The 16,921-nt window shown below is 36.7% G+C and carries 16 protein-coding genes, 2 rRNA genes and 1 pseudogene (1 of these 19 only partly in view); 17 read left to right on the forward strand and 2 right to left on the reverse strand.

Annotated elements, in window-relative coordinates:
• Together NSS71_RS19660 and rrf are read left to right on the forward strand one after the other, a co-directional pair.
• Positions 1-1,645: ribosomal RNA gene (locus NSS71_RS19660) — 23S ribosomal RNA — on the forward strand (it extends 1,291 nt beyond the left edge of the window).
• A gap of 129 nt (positions 1,646-1,774) precedes the next feature.
• Positions 1,775-1,891 (forward strand): 5S ribosomal RNA (gene rrf / locus NSS71_RS19665).
• 49 nt (positions 1,892-1,940) lie between these two features.
• Here rrf and NSS71_RS19670 read toward each other — a convergent pair.
• Positions 1,941-2,144, reverse strand: a complete 204-nt coding sequence (locus NSS71_RS19670) for a sigma factor G inhibitor Gin (RefSeq protein ID WP_047944345.1) — start codon at positions 2,142-2,144, stop codon at positions 1,941-1,943.
• Positions 2,145-2,396: 252 nt separating this feature from the next.
• Here NSS71_RS19670 and NSS71_RS19675 point away from each other — a divergent pair, with 252 nt between their 5' ends.
• The 10 genes and pseudogenes from NSS71_RS19675 (at position 2,397) to rsmI (ending at position 9,756) form a co-directional block, all read left to right on the forward strand.
• Positions 2,397-3,833, forward strand: coding sequence for an aminotransferase class I/II-fold pyridoxal phosphate-dependent enzyme (locus NSS71_RS19675; protein ID WP_061801129.1), 1,437 nt, complete (start codon positions 2,397-2,399; stop codon positions 3,831-3,833).
• Between the two features lie 20 nt (positions 3,834-3,853).
• Complete coding sequence (gene tmk / locus NSS71_RS19680; protein WP_061801128.1) at positions 3,854-4,483, forward strand: dTMP kinase; 630 nt, start codon at positions 3,854-3,856, stop codon at positions 4,481-4,483.
• 174 nt (positions 4,484-4,657) lie between these two features.
• A complete protein-coding gene (locus NSS71_RS19685) occupies positions 4,658-4,987 on the forward strand; it encodes a cyclic-di-AMP receptor (protein ID WP_016204713.1) in 330 nt (109 codons plus the stop codon).
• Between the two features lie 340 nt (positions 4,988-5,327).
• Positions 5,328-5,423 (forward strand): annotated as a pseudogene (locus NSS71_RS25730) (hypothetical protein); the annotation flags it as partial.
• Between the two features lie 126 nt (positions 5,424-5,549).
• The gene (gene holB / locus NSS71_RS19690) at positions 5,550-6,557 is read left to right on the forward strand and encodes a DNA polymerase III subunit delta' (RefSeq protein ID WP_047944349.1); all 1,008 of its coding nucleotides are present in this window, start codon (positions 5,550-5,552) and stop codon (positions 6,555-6,557) included.
• Positions 6,550-7,377 (forward strand): PSP1 domain-containing protein, encoded by an 828-nt coding sequence (locus NSS71_RS19695; RefSeq protein ID WP_047944350.1) that lies wholly within the window; start codon positions 6,550-6,552, stop codon positions 7,375-7,377. The genes holB and NSS71_RS19695 overlap by 8 nt, the downstream gene beginning before the upstream one ends.
• A gap of 12 nt (positions 7,378-7,389) precedes the next feature.
• The gene (gene yabA, locus NSS71_RS19700) at positions 7,390-7,767 is read left to right on the forward strand and encodes a DNA replication initiation control protein YabA (RefSeq protein ID WP_047944351.1); all 378 of its coding nucleotides are present in this window, start codon (positions 7,390-7,392) and stop codon (positions 7,765-7,767) included.
• A 127-nt stretch (positions 7,768-7,894) separates the two neighbouring features.
• Positions 7,895-8,638, forward strand: coding sequence for a tRNA1(Val) (adenine(37)-N6)-methyltransferase (locus NSS71_RS19705; RefSeq protein ID WP_047944352.1), 744 nt, complete (start codon positions 7,895-7,897; stop codon positions 8,636-8,638).
• Positions 8,628-8,915: a GIY-YIG nuclease family protein gene (locus NSS71_RS19710; RefSeq protein WP_047944353.1), complete on the forward strand. Its 288-nt coding sequence runs from the start codon at positions 8,628-8,630 to the stop codon at positions 8,913-8,915. The genes NSS71_RS19705 and NSS71_RS19710 overlap by 11 nt, the downstream gene beginning before the upstream one ends.
• Positions 8,893-9,756: a 16S rRNA (cytidine(1402)-2'-O)-methyltransferase gene (rsmI, locus tag NSS71_RS19715; RefSeq protein ID WP_047944354.1), complete on the forward strand. Its 864-nt coding sequence runs from the start codon at positions 8,893-8,895 to the stop codon at positions 9,754-9,756. Before NSS71_RS19710 ends, rsmI begins: the two co-directional genes overlap by 23 nt.
• Positions 9,757-9,925: 169 nt before the next feature.
• On the opposite strand, the gene NSS71_RS19720 is transcribed toward rsmI, so the two are convergent.
• Positions 9,926-10,210 carry an AbrB/MazE/SpoVT family DNA-binding domain-containing protein gene (locus NSS71_RS19720; protein ID WP_047944355.1) on the reverse strand — a complete coding sequence of 95 codons (285 nt, stop codon included), beginning with the start codon at positions 10,208-10,210 and terminating at the stop codon, positions 9,926-9,928.
• Between the two features lie 468 nt (positions 10,211-10,678).
• Between NSS71_RS19720 and metG the strand changes: the two genes are divergently transcribed.
• The 5 genes from metG to rsmA all read left to right on the forward strand — a co-directional run bounded on the left by metG (position 10,679) and on the right by rsmA (position 16,745).
• Complete coding sequence (gene metG, locus NSS71_RS19725; RefSeq protein WP_047944356.1) at positions 10,679-12,667, forward strand: methionine--tRNA ligase; 1,989 nt, start codon at positions 10,679-10,681, stop codon at positions 12,665-12,667.
• 196 nt (positions 12,668-12,863) lie between these two features.
• The gene (locus tag NSS71_RS19730; RefSeq protein ID WP_061801127.1) at positions 12,864-13,631 is read left to right on the forward strand and encodes a TatD family hydrolase; all 768 of its coding nucleotides are present in this window, start codon (positions 12,864-12,866) and stop codon (positions 13,629-13,631) included.
• A 237-nt stretch (positions 13,632-13,868) separates the two neighbouring features.
• Positions 13,869-15,050 carry a G5 and 3D domain-containing protein gene (locus NSS71_RS19735; protein WP_061801126.1) on the forward strand — a complete coding sequence of 394 codons (1,182 nt, stop codon included), beginning with the start codon at positions 13,869-13,871 and terminating at the stop codon, positions 15,048-15,050.
• A gap of 260 nt (positions 15,051-15,310) precedes the next feature.
• Positions 15,311-15,871 (forward strand): ribonuclease M5, encoded by a 561-nt coding sequence (rnmV, locus tag NSS71_RS19740; RefSeq protein WP_047944360.1) that lies wholly within the window; start codon positions 15,311-15,313, stop codon positions 15,869-15,871.
• Complete coding sequence (rsmA, locus tag NSS71_RS19745; protein WP_047944362.1) at positions 15,864-16,745, forward strand: 16S rRNA (adenine(1518)-N(6)/adenine(1519)-N(6))-dimethyltransferase RsmA; 882 nt, start codon at positions 15,864-15,866, stop codon at positions 16,743-16,745. The genes rnmV and rsmA overlap by 8 nt, the downstream gene beginning before the upstream one ends.
• The last annotated feature ends 176 nt before the right edge of the window (positions 16,746-16,921 follow it).

Raw genomic sequence — 16,921 nt, forward strand, 5'->3', positions numbered from 1 at the left:
GTGAGAATGCCGGTATGAGTAGCGAAAGATGAGTGAGAATCTCATCCACCGAATGCCTAAGGTTTCCTGAGGAAGGCTCGTCCGCTCAGGGTTAGTCGGGACCTAAGCCGAGGCTGAAAAGCGTAGGCGATGGACAACAGGTTGATATTCCTGTACCACCTTTAAATCGTTTGAGCAATGGGGGGACGCAGGAGGATAGGGTAAGCGTGCTGTTGGATTAGCACGTCCAAGCAGTTAGGCTGGTAATGAGGCAAATCCCATTACCACATAAGCGGAGCTGTGACGGCGAGGGAAATATAGTACCGAAGTTCCTGATTCCACACTGCCAAGAAAAGCCTCTAGCGAGATTTAGGGTGCCCGTACCGCAAACCGACACAGGTAGGCGAGGAGAGAATCCTAAGGTGAGCGAGAGAACTCTCGTTAAGGAACTCGGCAAAATGACCCCGTAACTTCGGGAGAAGGGGTGCTCTTGCGGGTGCAAGCCTGCGAGAGCCGCAGTGAATAGGCCCAGGCGACTGTTTAGCAAAAACACAGGTCTCTGCGAAGCCGCAAGGCGAAGTATAGGGGCTGACACCTGCCCGGTGCTGGAAGGTTAAGAGGAGGGGTTAGCACGTTAGTGCGAAGCTCTGAATTGAAGCCCCAGTAAACGGCGGCCGTAACTATAACGGTCCTAAGGTAGCGAAATTCCTTGTCGGGTAAGTTCCGACCCGCACGAAAGGTGTAACGATCTGGGCACTGTCTCAACGAGAGACTCGGTGAAATTATAGTACCTGTGAAGATGCAGGTTACCCGCGACAGGACGGAAAGACCCCGTGGAGCTTTACTGCAGCCTGATATTGAATTTTGGTACAGCTTGTACAGGATAGGTAGGAGCCTTGGAAGCCGGAGCGCCAGCTTCGGTGGAGGCATTGGTGGGATACTACCCTGGCTGTATTGACATTCTAACCCGCACCCCTGATCGGGGTGGGAGACAGTGTCAGGTGGGCAGTTTGACTGGGGCGGTCGCCTCCTAAAAAGTAACGGAGGCGCCCAAAGGTTCCCTCAGAATGGTTGGAAATCATTCGTAGAGTGTAAAGGCACAAGGGAGCTTGACTGCGAGACCTACAAGTCGAGCAGGGACGAAAGTCGGGCTTAGTGATCCGGTGGTTCCGCATGGAAGGGCCATCGCTCAACGGATAAAAGCTACCCCGGGGATAACAGGCTTATCTCCCCCAAGAGTCCACATCGACGGGGAGGTTTGGCACCTCGATGTCGGCTCATCGCATCCTGGGGCTGTAGTCGGTCCCAAGGGTTGGGCTGTTCGCCCATTAAAGCGGTACGCGAGCTGGGTTCAGAACGTCGTGAGACAGTTCGGTCCCTATCCGTCGTGGGCGTAGGAAATTTGAGAGGAGCTGTCCTTAGTACGAGAGGACCGGGATGGACGCACCGCTGGTGTACCAGTTGTCTTGCCAAAGGCATCGCTGGGTAGCTATGTGCGGAAGGGATAAGTGCTGAAAGCATCTAAGCATGAAGCCCCCCTCAAGATGAGATTTCCCATAGCGCAAGCTAGTAAGATCCCTGAAAGATGATCAGGTTGATAGGTCAGAGGTGGAAGCGTGGCGACATGTGGAGCTGACTGATACTAATAGATCGAGGACTTAACTAAAATGAAAAGCGGAAACGCCTGTTTATCGGAAGTTTGATAGGCGTTGGAGCTGGACAAAATGATTACTTGGCAACTTGGAATACTTCTAAATGATTTAGTTTTGAGAGAATAATTCTCGAAATAAATAAGTCTGGTGGCGATAGCGAGAAGGTCACACCCGTTCCCATACCGAACACGGAAGTTAAGCTTCTCAGCGCCGATGGTAGTTGGGGGTTCTCCCCCTGTGAGAGTAGGACGTCGCCAGGCAATAAGGAAACAAGCATCTATTCGTTAGATGCTTGTTTTTTATTTATATCTAAGCTTGTCGTCTTTCCTGAAGAGTTCGTGCTTTTCCCATTTGATGAACAAAAAATCGATATTTGGGATCATTTGTCTTCGTATTAACAATCTCTCTTTCGCAATCCATACATATAAAGGATTCGAATAGATGAATGCCTTCTAATTTATATTCTTCGCATATGAGACAGGCTTCTGCTCTACTTGATTGATACTTCCCCATTTCTCCACCTCCATAGACATTATTCTAACCATTTTAGTAATCACGCATACCTTTATTCTTGAAAACTACTAAACTAAAATATTACTAATAAGAAAGACTAAAGGGGTATTGATAAATAGCCCAGTATGAATGAATAAGGGATTTATATTATCTAAAATACTTTAAATAAGAAAATAGAAAGAAGCGTAAATTACTTCCTATAAAGAAAAAATGATAAAATAAATAGAGTGAAAAAAGAAAAGAGGAATACAATTGCAAGAAAACACACCGTTATATTCTAAACTTTTGCAATTTCAGTCGAAAAATAATATTTCTTTTCATGTACCTGGTCATAAGAATGGAGAATTAATTTCTCCGGAAGATGAGTGGAAAGGACCTTTATGGAATTTTGATGTGACAGAGCTTAATGGCTTAGATGATTTACATGCACCAACTGGTGTTATTGCAGATGCAGAAAAACTACTAACAGATTTTTATGGAGTTAAGAAAAGTTATTTTCTTGTAAATGGGAGTACTGTTGGTAATTTAGCAATGATATTAGCCACCTTAACAGCGGGTGACAAAGTATTTGTACAAAGGAATAGCCATAAATCAATTATGAATGGAATAAAGTTAGCAAAGGCACAGCCCATTTTACTTAGCCCGGATTATGAGGAAGATTGGAAAGTCGATACAGTCCTTTCGAAAAAAACAATTGAGCAGGCAATTGCACGATTTCCAGAAGTCAAAACGCTTATTTTAACTTCTCCTAATTATTATGGAATGGTTGGAAATTTACCAGAGATTATTGACTTAGCCCATGCTAATGGAATTTGTGTATTAGTAGATGAAGCGCATGGGGCTCATTTTAAAGGAAATTCAAATTTTCCACCTTCAGCAGTTGAGTCAGGTGCAGATATAGTTGTTCAATCAGCACATAAGACGCTTCCAGCATTAACAATGGGTGCTTATTTACATTATAATACGGCATTCGTTCAACAAGAGGATGTTAAACATTACTTAGACATTTTACAGTCCAGCAGTCCCTCTTACCTTATTATGGCCTCCCTAGATAAGGCTAGGCATTATATAGCAAACTATAGCATGGAGGATTGGGAATACCTACATACAATGGTAACTTTTTTTCGGGAACAACTTCATACAATTCCTCAGCTAAACGTACTAAACTATCCTTATGATGGAGATCCTTTAAAAATTACTATTCAATCAACAGAAAATAGAAGCGGATTTGAATTACAAAAAGAATTAGAAAAAGAGGGTATATATACGGAGTTAGCTGATTCAAATAATATATTATTTGTCTTTCCATTGTTAAAGAAAGGAATCTCTTATCCTTTAGAGAAGATTATTTTTAAAATAAAAAGGGCGCTTCTTAAAAATATACATACTCATTCTGCTCAGAGTGAGACAGTTGAATCTATAAAAAAGCGTGAGGATATAGTAGAATTAAAACTTAGTGAAAAAGAACAAGCCACACGAAGTAAGGTGGAAGTTTCATTAAGTGAAGCTTTACATGCAGTTTGTGCAGAAACAATTATTCCATATCCACCAGGAATTCCTATTTTAATGCCTGGAGAGGAAATAACGAACTATCATATTAAACAAATAACGAACTTATTAAAGGATGGAGCAAGATTTCAAGGAAGCCCATCTATATATAAAAATAAAATTACCATTTTTGAGAAATGACAACTTAGGAGGACAATAAGGTGACAAAAGGTATCTTTATTACATTAGAAGGACCAGAGGGAGCGGGAAAGACAACCGTTATTGATATGTTGTTAAATTATTATCAAGAAAAAGAACTACAGATTATAAAGACAAGGGAGCCAGGTGGTATTCCTATTTCAGAAAAAATTAGAAATATTATATTAGATCCTAAGCATACTGAAATGGATGCGCGAACAGAAGCATTGCTTTATGCAGCTGCTAGAAGACAGCATTTAGTAGAGAAGGTCATTCCAGCTTTAAACGACGGAGCGATTGTATTATGTGACCGTTTCATTGATAGTTCATTGGCATATCAAGGGCATGCAAGAGGAATTGATATGGATGAAATTTGGGAAATTAATCAATTTGCAATTGGAGATACCATGCCTGAGCTAACCATTTATTTTGATTTAGATCCAAGGGTTGGTTTAGCAAGAATTAGTAATACGAGTGATAGAGAAATTAACCGTTTGGATTTAGAAAAGATTGAATTCCATGAAAAAGTACAAGAAGGCTATTATAAGGTAATAGAAAGATTTCCAGAGAGAATCATAAAAGTAGATGCATCGAAACCATTAGAACAGGTTTTGGAGGATACAGTAGATATTATTAATCGTTTTTTAAAGTAGAAGTGCGTTGCTATTTAAATAATAGGGTATTATGCATATAGTGATGACAAAATAAAAAATGGATAGGCTCTCAAAGAATTATTTTTTCTTTCAGCTGTTTGTTTTTATATTTATTGCTATAATAGGAACAAGTTATAAAATCATTCGGAAACTATAATAAGGGGCGGGATAAAAATGAAATTAATTCTAACAGTCATTCAAGATAAAGATAGTAACAAATTACTTAATGCACTAGTTGAAAATAATTTTAGAGCGACAAAGCTTGCAAGTACTGGCGGATTCTTGAAATCTGGAAATACCACCTTTATGATAGGAACGGAAGATATACGTGTGGAAAAGGCATTACAAATCATTAAAGAAAATTGTCAATCAAGAGACCAATTAGTAGCACCTGTATCGCCAATGGGAGGAAATGCAGATTCTTATGTCCCTTATCCAGTAGAAGTAGAAGTTGGCGGAGCAACAGTCTTTGTATTACCTGTAGAGCAATTTAAACAATTTTAAGCTGTACATCGGTAACTTCTGTTACCGATGTACTTTCATAGTTAAATGATAAAAGTTAAAAAGTAGGATACGCATATCCTTTTCTAATAAGTAGCAGACCACTCTTCAGGAGGAAAAATAGAAGTTAATAAAGAGATTTGAATCAATCTGGAAAATAGATTAGAAACAAAGGTAGTCTTAGGAGCTTCTAAATTTCAGATATGTCCAACAACAAAATGAGAAATTAAAGGTCGATCAGCTTCAAAATTGTTGAAAAACATCGATGATATTAAAGCAATAGGTTAGGGAAACCCAAAATTTCAAAGACTTAACTAAATATAAATCTCTTGTTAAACAGTTTGTAAAAGAAGCTGTTGAATTTGGGATGAAAGGTAAAAAGTACAACGCGAGGGATCAGTTTGGCTTAGGAAAATTCGCGTGTTGTACAGGTAATTGATGATAAGTTAGTATAATCAACAGAAGAAGTAATCGCGAATGAGAAAAATGGCATAAATACCTTAGATAAAAATGGTAAAATTAAAGGTCTACTAATTAATATATATATGTAAATGGAGTGATTGTCTTGACAAGGACGTGGGAACAGCTTGAAGGGACACAACCCATTGTTTTAAAGATGCTAAAAAACAGCTTGAAAAAAGAGCGATTAGCTCATGCTTATCTTTTTGAAGGAATGAAGGGAACAGGTAAAAGGGAAATAAGTCTAGTTCTCACTAAGAGCATTTTATGTGAAAATACTATAGAAGGATATGTTCCATGTGAAACATGTTCAAATTGCAAGCGGATAAATAATGGTAACCATCCTGATGTGCATTTACTTGAGCCAGATGGATTATCCATAAAGAAGCATCAAATACAAAGCCTACAAGAAGAGTTTTCCAAGACTGGAGTAGAGTCAAAGCAAAAGGTGTATATTCTTGTTCATGCAGATAAAATGACTACAAATGCGGCTAACAGTTTACTGAAGTTTTTAGAGGAACCGAATGCAGAAACAACGGCCATTTTAATAACAGAACAAATTCAGCAAATATTGCCGACTATTTTGTCTCGGTGTCAGGTCCTTTCCTTTACACCATTATCCCCAAATGAAATGGCTAAAGAACTAGTAAGAAATGGAATAAAACCAAATGAAGCCCCTTTACTTGCGCAAATTACCAATAATTTTGAAGAGGCATTGTCACTTAGTACGGATGAATGGTTTGTACAAGCGCAAAAAATAGTGGTAAAATTATATGAGGCTCTTAAAGGAGCTCCTTTAGAAGCATTAGTAGCTCTTCAAAGAGACTGGTTTTCTCAATTTAAAGAAAAGGACCAGTTTGATAGAGGACTTGATTTATTATTGCTGCTTTATAAAGATTTATTATATATACAGCTTGGCAAGCACGATCAGATTGTATACGTTAGCGAAAAGGGACGATTAGATACTTACGCTTTAAGAACTTCTAACAGACGCTTAACGGAACAAATGACAGCTATTTTTGAAGCAAAGCGAAAGCTGCAGGGGAATATGAATCCACAGTTATTGATGGAGCAGCTGGTGCTAGAGCTGCAGGAGGGATCTTCAGTTGTATGATGTTGTAGGAATCCGCTTTAAAAAAGCTGGAAAAATATATTATTTTGATCCAAATGAATTAATCATTCAAAAGGGAGACTTCGTCATCGTCGAAACTGTTCGGGGTGTAGAATTCGGGAGAGTAGTTATTGGACCGAAAAAAGTAGATGAAAATGATGTAGTTTTACCTTTGAAAAAAGTATTAAGAATCGCGGATCATAAAGATCAGATGATTGTAGCCGAAAACAAGGTTGCAGCAAAAGAGGCTTATGATGTTTGTTGTGAGAAAGTGACGCTGCATGAATTAGATATGAAATTAGTGGATGTAGAATATACATTTGACCGTAATAAAATCATTTTTTATTTTACCGCAGATGGTCGAGTAGACTTTAGGGAATTGGTAAAAGATTTAGCTTCCATTTTTCGAACAAGAATTGAACTTCGTCAGATTGGTGTAAGAGATGAAGCGAAAATGCTAGGCGGGATTGGTCCTTGTGGAAGAATGTTATGCTGTTCGACTTTCTTAGGGGATTTCGAACCAGTATCTATTAAGATGGCAAAAGACCAAAACCTTTCCTTAAACCCAACGAAAATTTCCGGATTATGCGGGCGACTAATGTGTTGTTTAAAATATGAGAATGACGATTATGAAGCTGCAAAGGAACTTTTACCAGACTTAGGTGATTGGATTGATACACCGGATGGAAAGGGAAAAGTTGTTGGTTTAAATATTTTAGAACGTGTACTCCAAGTGGAAATTTCTGAACAAGAACGAGTGCTTGAATATACATTAGATGAGATACTGCAAGAGGATGCTGTTTCAGTTCAATCCACAGATTAATGAGGTGGAAGAGTGGATAAAAAAGAAGTTTTTGAATCAGTAATAAATATGGAAAGTCAAATTGGTAATTTATATAAGCAATTAGGTGATCTTAAACAGCATGTAGCAGAGCTTATTGAAGAGAATAATAGGCTGCAGCTAGAAAATGAAAATCTAAGAAGGCACTTAGAGGATATACCAAGAGAAAAGGATTCGAAACAAGATAAAAATAAAAGAAGGAACATAAAACAAGGTAAGATGATAGAGGAGAAAAATATTGATATAGGGGAAGGGTATGACAACCTGGCAAGACTATATCAAGAAGGTTTTCATATTTGTAATCTTCATTTTGGAAGTCCTCGAAAAGATGGAGATTGTCTTTTTTGTTTATCGTTTCTTAATAAAAAATAAGGATGTCTCAAAGAAATTATTGCCCGAGTATGTAAGCAATACAACCAATGTATTGTCAGGGGATGACTCTTCTTCTTGAGACATCTCTTTTTCTATGCAGGAAATAGGAAAGATGGAGGTATAAAGAGTGGTTCCATTAATTGGAGATGAAAGATTAGATTATTTGCTGGATGAACGATTAAGAATTATTCAAAGTCCATCTGTTTTCTCCTTCTCATTAGATGCAGTATTATTAGCGGATTTTGTCTCTATTCCTGTGAAAAGGGGGGCGATTGTTGATTTATGTAGTGGGAATGGAGTAATTCCACTCTTTTTGTCGCTTCGAACAGAGGGAGATATTGTAGGAGTAGAAATACAAGCAAGATTATATGATATGGCAAATAGAAGCATTCAGTATAATCGTTTAGAGCAAAAGATAAAAATGATTCATGGTGATATTAAGGATGCTCCTGGTTTACTTGGGTATGAGAAATATGACGCAGTGACGTGTAATCCACCTTACTTTAAGAAGACTAATTCAGTGGAAGAGATTAATGGTAATGAGCATCTTGCTATTGCGAGACATGAGATCCTCTGTACGCTAGAGGATACAATTAGTATATCCAGTCAATTGGTTAAACAAGGTGGAAAAGTAGCTTTTGTTCATCGACCAGGAAGACTATTAGATATTATTACATTAATGAGGGCAAATCGATTGGAACCAAAGCGTATCCGATTTGTTTATCCAAAGGAAGGAAAAGAAGCGAATATTTTATTAGTTGAAGCGATAAAAGATGGGAAACCAGATTTAAAAGTTCTCCCTCCGTTATTTGTTTATAAAGATGGCAACAATTATACAGAGGAAATGAGCAGAATACTGTATGGAAAATAAGAGTCATTATTTTTATGTATTAATGTGTAAGGATGGCAGCTATTATGCTGGCTATACAAATGATCTTCAAAAGCGCGTAAAAACGCATAATGAAGGTAAAGGAGCAAAATATACAAGAGGACGTTTACCGGTATCTGTTATTTACTATGAGGAATTTCAGACAAAACAAGAAGCCATGAAAGCAGAGTATGCTTTTAAACAGCTAGATAGAAAGAAGAAGGAAAAGTTTTTATGGAAGGAAGTAGGTGAAGGAAATGAAACAACAAAAAAGCTTTAAAGAAAAAGGGGGAGCGTTGTATTTAGTCCCTACTCCTATCGGGAATTTAGAAGATATGAGTTTTCGAGCAATTAGAATTTTGAAAGAGGCAGATATTATTGCTGCAGAAGATACACGTAATACAAAAAAACTATGCAATTATTTTGAAATTGCTACTCCAGTAGTCAGCTATCATGAACATAATAAAGAGGCTAGTGGTCAAAAGCTAATACAAGCTTTGAAAGAGGATAAAATAATCGCATTAGTAAGTGATGCGGGAATGCCAACCATTGCAGATCCAGGATATGAACTAGCTATAGATGCTATTAATCAAGAAATACCAGTTATTCCTCTTCCAGGAGCGAATGCAGCATTAACAGCACTGATTGCTTCGGGGCTTCCGACACATCCTTTCTACTTTTATGGTTTCCTTAATCGCCAAAAGAAGGAGAAGAAAAAGGAGTTGCTTTTTCTAAAGAACGTTCCAGGCACGCTGCTCTTATATGAATCCCCGCATCGTTTAAAAGAAACATTGGTTTTAATAAGGGAGATTCTCGGTAATAGAAAGATTACATTATGTAGAGAGCTGACAAAGATATATGAGGAATTTATTCGTGGAACTCTAGAGGAAGCAATTGCTTGGTCTCAATCAGAAGAAATAAGAGGAGAGTTTTGTTTAGTTATTGAACAAGGAGAATTACAAACAGAAGAAAATAATTGGTGGGAAGACTTGTCTATTGTTCAACATGTAGATCACTATGTGGAAAAAGAGGGAATTACGGTAAAAGAAGCAATTAAAAAGACTGCATTAGATAGAGAAATGCAAAAAAGAGACATATATCAAGAATATCATATTCAATAAGAAAAAGGGCTGCTGCCTTAAATCGGAACATCAAAAATATGATGGTGTTCCCCTTTAAGGCGGCAGTCCTTTAGTTTATAAAAAGAACGAATAAGTATTTCTCTTAATTTTTTTCAAGAAGCTACGAATCAATAAAGAGTGATGTACTTACACATTGCTTACTTTATTTTTATTTTGCAAGTTCAAAATTGCTTTTGATTTCCGCGATTAATTGCTCTGCACCTTCACGGCTAAGGATTAATTTACCACCAGCTAAAGATAGATTATCATCTGATACTTCGCCAGTAACTTGGCAAGTCATGTTTGGTTTATATTTTTTTAAGATGATTTTTTCATCATCTACATAAATTTCTAGAGCATCCTTTTCAGCAATTCCTAATGTACGTCTTAATTCGATTGGAATAACCACACGACCTAATTCATCAACTTTACGAACAATACCTGTAGATTTCATTTTCTTTTCTCCTCCCAAAAGTAAGTATTTATATTTTTTTCGCTAATTTTCGACAAATTTCTTTGTATGTTTATTATAATACCAGCCATTCCCATAAACGTCAATTATTTTATTTTGAAATTATTGTATTTTAAAAACCTTATTAAATTAGGCTTTTCAGGAGAATAAATTGATAAATAAACATAGGATGGGATAAATTGGTATAGTCTTTTTGTTCTATTTTTATTATTTTTTCGACAAAAAACAACATTTTTATTTCTCATTCTTTCTTCCAAAACATCGCTGTTGCATTACTAATTATTTTTAGGTATATTTTGATGGGATAAAAGGAAAAATGGCATTAATTATGCGGTTTATAAATGTTCTTATACTTTTTTGTTTCGATAAAAAAGAAGAATGGTTACAATAGTAATAGCAGTTATCTTACTAAAGGTACATATTATATACATATATATAGGAGGAAATTAAGTGAAGGATCAAGAAAAAACTTTTTATATTACTACGCCAATCTATTATCCAAGTGGCAATTTACATATTGGACATGCTTACACAACAGTTGCTGGAGATGCAATGGCTCGTTATAAAAGAATGAGAGGATATGAAGTTCGTTACTTAACTGGAACGGATGAACATGGGCAAAAAATTCAGCGCAAAGCAGAAGAAGCAGGAATTACACCTATTCAGTATGTAGATGAAATTGTGGCAGGAATAAAGGAATTATGGGATAAGCTTGATATTTCCTATGATGATTTTATCCGTACAACAGAAAAACGACATACAGATGTTGTCGAAAAAATGTTTAAGAAATTAGTGGATCAAGGAGATATTTATTTAGATGAATATCAAGGATGGTATTCTGTTTCTGATGAAACATATTATACAGAACTGCAGTTGGTTGATCCTATTTACGATGAACATGGCAAAATAATTGGAGGGAAAAGCCCCGACAGTGGTCATGCCGTTGAACTAGTAAAAGAGGAATCATATTTCTTTAGAATGGGAAAATATGCAGATCGCTTGTTAGCATTTTACGAGGAAAATCCAGAATTTATCCAGCCAGAATCTCGCAAGAACGAGATGATCAATAACTTTATTAAGCCTGGATTGGAAGACTTAGCAGTATCAAGAACTACTTTTGATTGGGGAATTAAAGTGCCAGGGGATCCGAAGCATGTGGTATATGTATGGATCGATGCCCTTTCCAATTATATTACTGCGCTAGGATATGGCTCTGATGATGAGAGTCTATATAAAAAGTTTTGGCCGGCAAATGTACATTTAGTTGGGAAGGAAATTGTTCGTTTCCACACGATATATTGGCCAATCATGCTTATGGCATTAGATCTACCATTGCCAAAGAAAGTCTTTGCACATGGCTGGATTCTAATGAAAGATGGCAAAATGTCTAAATCAAAAGGAAATGTGGTTAATCCAGTGACGTTAATTGACCGTTATGGATTAGATGCTCTTCGTTATTATTTATTAAGAGAAGTACCATTTGGCTCTGATGGTGTGTTTACTCCTGAAGCGTTTGTAGAGAGAGTAAATTTCGATTTAGCAAATGACTTAGGGAATTTATTAAATCGTACAGTGGCGATGATTAATAAGTACTTTAATGGTGAAATTCCTACCTATAAAAATTCAGAAGGCACTTTTGAAAAGTCACTTGTGGAAGCACATCAAGAAACGGTTAAGAAATATGCGGAGCATATGGAGAATATGGAGTTCTCTGTTGTACTAACAACATTATGGCAATTAGTCAGCAGAAATAATAAATATATCGATGAAACACAGCCATGGGTATTAGCGAAAGAGGAAAAGACAGAAGAATTAGCAGTTGTGATGAATCATTTAGCAGAATCTTTAAGAAGAATCGCCATTTTGTTAAAACCATTTTTAACAAGAACACCTGACAAGATTTTTAGACAGTTGAACATACAAGACGAATCCTTACAGACATGGGACAGCCTGGAACGTTTTGGTGTCATTCCTGCGGGTACTATAGTAGAGAAGGGAGATCCTATTTTCCCTAGATTAGACATTCAAGAAGAAGTGGAATTTATCAAAAGCGAAATGAAGGGACCTCAAATGGAAGAGGAAAAGAAACAAGAGGTTCAAGAAGTTCCGGACGTAGAGGAAATTACAATAGATGACTTTATGAAAGTAGACTTACGTGTAGCACAAGTACTGGAAGCTGAACCTGTAAAAAAAGCGGACAAGTTATTGAAGTTACAATTGGATCTAGGTTATGAAAAAAGACAAGTTGTTTCTGGAATCGCTAAATATTATTCTCCTGAAGACTTGGTAGGACGAAAAGTTATTTGTGTAACAAATTTAAAACCAGTTAAATTAAGAGGCGAGCTTTCACAGGGAATGATTTTAGCTGGAAGTCATGACGGTGAATTGTCTCTAGCGACAATCGCAGAGGCTTTACCACTCGGTGCAAAAGTAAAATAAAATGATATAAAAAACATGGAGATGTTTTAATGGGGAAATCGCCAAGATCTTTTATGGAGAAGAATGGGCGGGGAAATTCCATATTTTAATCATCTCTATGTTTTTTCTTCTTTCATTAAGACTGTGGCGCAAGGATAGAACGGTCTTAAAAAATAAAGTGTAAATATATCTAACAGATGATGGAGGGATGTTTATCATGTTATTTGATACACATACACATATTAACGCAAATGAGTTTCAAGATGATATAGAAGAAGTGATACAACGGGCACTTGATGTAGGAATGGAAAAAATGGTAGTGGTGGGGTTTGATAGACCTACTATTACAAAGGCGATGGAGCTTATTGAGCAGTATGATTTTGTTTATGCAAGCATAGGATGGCATCCTGTAGATGCTATCGATATGGTAGATGAAGATTTGGCTTGGATTGAAGAATTGGCAAAGCATCCAAAGGTCATTGCAATAGGAGAAATGGGACTAGATTATCATTGGGATAAATCGCCAAAAGATATTCAAAAAGAAGTATTTAGAAAGCAAATTCAATTAGCAAAAAAAGTAAAACTCCCGATAATTATTCATAACCGTGAAGCGACTGCTGATATTGTTGAAATCTTAAAAGAGGAGGATGCAAAAGAGGTAGGCGGGATTATGCATTGTTATGGAGGAAGCGTAGAAACTGCACTGGAATGCATAAATATGAATTTTTATATTTCGCTTGGTGGAACGGTTACTTTTAAAAATGCACGAAAGCCAAAGGAAGTTGCAGAAGCCATTTCGTTAGATCATTTATTAATCGAAACGGACTGCCCATATTTGGCTCCGACCCCTTTTAGAGGAAAACGCAATGAACCTAGTTATGTAAAACTAGTAGCAGAAGAGATAGCTGCTATTAAAGGGATTTCCTATGAAGAGGTGGCATCAAAAACAACTGAAAACGCAAAAAAATTATTCGGCATAAACTGATAAGGTTTTTTGTCGAATGCAGAAAGAGCTTGTCCGAACTTCCTCTTATTTTTAATGGTTCTACATTGCTTCCTTTTCTCATAGACTAATTATGTCGAGATTTCTTTCTTTCCTTTCGCTGGTTTTTTTTGCATAATAGGATATACGTTCAGAGATTCTAAAGGGTTGACAGCGGACATGATACTCTATATAATCACTCCGAGAGAAAAGGAGGCGTTTTTCATCGTAATCAAAAACATGAAAAACCTGTTTTCAAAATCTTTGAGCAAGAAGAAAGTGTCTATCTTTTTAGCTAGTTTCATCGTTTTTGCGAGTAGTATTGGATTTATAATTTATGAAACTACTAAAAGTACTGTGGCACTAACGCTAAATGGTAAAGAACAAATCATCGAGACGCACTCATCTACTATACAACAAATATTTGATGATTTAGGCATTACCGTTGGCTCAGAAGATTATGTGTTTCCCTCGTTAAACACAAAGGTGACAGATAACTTAGAAGTTGTCTGGAAAGAAGCTAAACAGGTTGAATTGCAAAAAGACGACGAGAAGAAAACGGTTTGGACAACAGTTGATACTGTTAAGGAATTTTTAGAAGAACAAAAAATTTCTTTGAACGAGCATGACCAGATCAATCAGAAAGAAAATAACCCTATAGAACATAAAATGGAAGTTGTCGTACATACAGCATTTCCAGTAACACTAGTAGACGCAGGAAAGAAAAAGCAAGTATGGTCCACTTCGACTACGGTCGCTGACTTTTTAACACAACAGAAGATCTCACTTGATAAATTAGACCGAGTTGAACCAGCTCTAAAGGAAAAAGTGAAAGACGAAGCTATTGTTAATATAACAAGAATAGAAAAGGTCACCGATGTAGTGGAACAACCGATTAATTTTGCCGTAATCACCCAAAAGGACGATGATCTTCCACACGGAACAGAAAAAGTACTTAAAGAGGGAACAGAAGGAGTGGTCTCTAAAAAGTATGAGGTGACGAAGGAAAACGGCAAAGAGATTTCCCGAAAATTGCTAAGTGAAACAACAGTGAAAGAAAAGCAGGATAAAATTGTATCTGTTGGAACAAAAGACGACGTCATTCAACTTGCATCACGTGGTGAAGAAAATGGGCAAGAAGTGTTCGTCAATTCAACAGCATATACTGCTAGCTGTAATGGATGTTCTGGCCGAACGGCTACTGGTATTGATCTGAAAGCTAATCCGAATGCAAAAGTAATCGCTGTCGACCCAAGTTTTATCCCTTTAGGAACAAAAGTTTATGTTGAAGGCTATGGCTACGCTGTTGCCGCAGATACTGGCGGAAGTGTAAAAGGGCAGAAAATAGATGTTTTCTTTTCCACGAAAGCCGAAGCTTACCGTTGGGGTAACAGGCAAGTTAAGATAAAAATAATTAATTAGGTAAAATAGAAATCTCGACATTTTATCATCTAATATTGATGATAGAAAGATAGCTGATTTGGCAGAGGAAGCATCTCCTCTGTCTTTTTTATGGTTCAATATCTGTTAATTAACTTGCAAAGAGTCAGCCATTTGTTTAAACATAAATATTAGCTATAATGATAATAATTAAAATATTTCTCTCTCTGTATATATAGACGATTCATGTTACAATTATGTTTCATTTTTTTTTCAAATTTTAAATATTTTTTGGAGGTTCCATGAAGATTAAAGAAATAATAGTAGTGGAAGGTCGAGATGATACCACCGCTATTAAGCGAGCGGTTGATGCAGATACAATTGAAACAAACGGTTCAGCCATTAATCAAGAGACATTAGATAAAATAAAGCTAGCACAAAAAACAAGAGGAGTTATTGTTTTGACTGACCCAGACTATCCAGGTCAAAAAATTCGTCATACAATTGAAATGCATATTCCTGAATGCAAGCATGCCTTTATCCCGAAGGAGCTTGCTATCCATAAGCATGGTAAAGGTGTTGGGGTGGAACATGCATCAGTAGAAGTAATTAGAGAAGCATTAAAAGAAGCACATTTGATGCAGGAAACAATAAAGGAAGAAATTACGAAAGAAGATTTAATTGATGCAGGCTTAATTGGCGGTGCTGATTCTAAGGAGCGAAGAGAACAGTTAGGTAGGCTGCTTAAAATTGGGTATACAAATGGAAAACAGCTTTATAAACGATTACTGATGTTTCATATTACAAAGGCAGAGTTTGCACAAGCGATTAAGGAAATACGCCAGGAGGATAAGCATGTATAAAGATATAGCAACACCCGCGAGGACGAGAGCAATACTAGATAAATATGGATTTTCCTTTAAGAAAAGCTTAGGACAGAACTTTTTAATTGATACAAACATTTTAAGGAATATTGTGGATCATGCGCAGTTAACAGAAGAATCAGGCGCAATAGAGGTTGGTCCTGGAATTGGTGCATTGACAGAACAATTAGCAAAGCGCAGCAAAAAGGTTGTAGCGTATGAGATTGATCAACGTCTATTACCGATTTTAAAAGAGACACTTGAACCATATCCTCATGCAAAAATTATCCACCAGGATATTTTAAAGGCAAATGTAAAGGAAATGTTAGACACAGAGTTTAAAGATATTAAGGATATTATGCTTGTTGCTAATTTACCTTATTATGTTACAACGCCGATTATTATGAAGATATTAGAAGAAAAATTACCCTTAAGAGGCATTGTTGTGATGCTTCAAAAAGAAGTGGCGGAACGAATTTCAGCGAAGCCAGGAACGAAGGAATATGGTTCTCTTTCAATTGCCATTCAGTATTATACAAAACCAGAAGTGGTTATGATTGTACCAAAAACTGTTTTTGTTCCTCAACCAAATGTGGATTCAGCTGTTATTCGTCTTACGATTAGAGAAACACCGTCTGTTGTAGTGAAAAACGAAGCATTCTTCTTTCAAGTAACAAGAGCAAGCTTTGCCCAAAGAAGAAAAACGATTCTCAATAACTTATCGAGCCAATTAGAGGGTGGAAAAGAAAAGAAGGCAGAAATCATAGCAGCGCTGGAACAAGCGGGAATTGAGCCTTCTAGACGCGGAGAATCATTATCTATTGAAGAGTTCGCAAAGCTAAGTGACATACTTTATGAAACGTTTGGAAAATAATGATGATAAATAGGTGTACAGATTAATTTCTCTTCCTTAAAAAATTTCAAGGAAGAGGAAGCTTTCTGTGCACCTTTTTATATGATGCTTTATTTGATAAAGGTTGTTGTTAGAAAGAGAGCAGCAGATGTTTTAATTCTTCTTTTTGAATTGCTCACAACTTTATAGACGTATGC

Source organism: Niallia sp. FSL W8-0951, from assembly GCF_038006525.1.
Taxonomy (GTDB): domain Bacteria; phylum Bacillota; class Bacilli; order Bacillales; family Cytobacillaceae; genus Niallia; species Niallia circulans.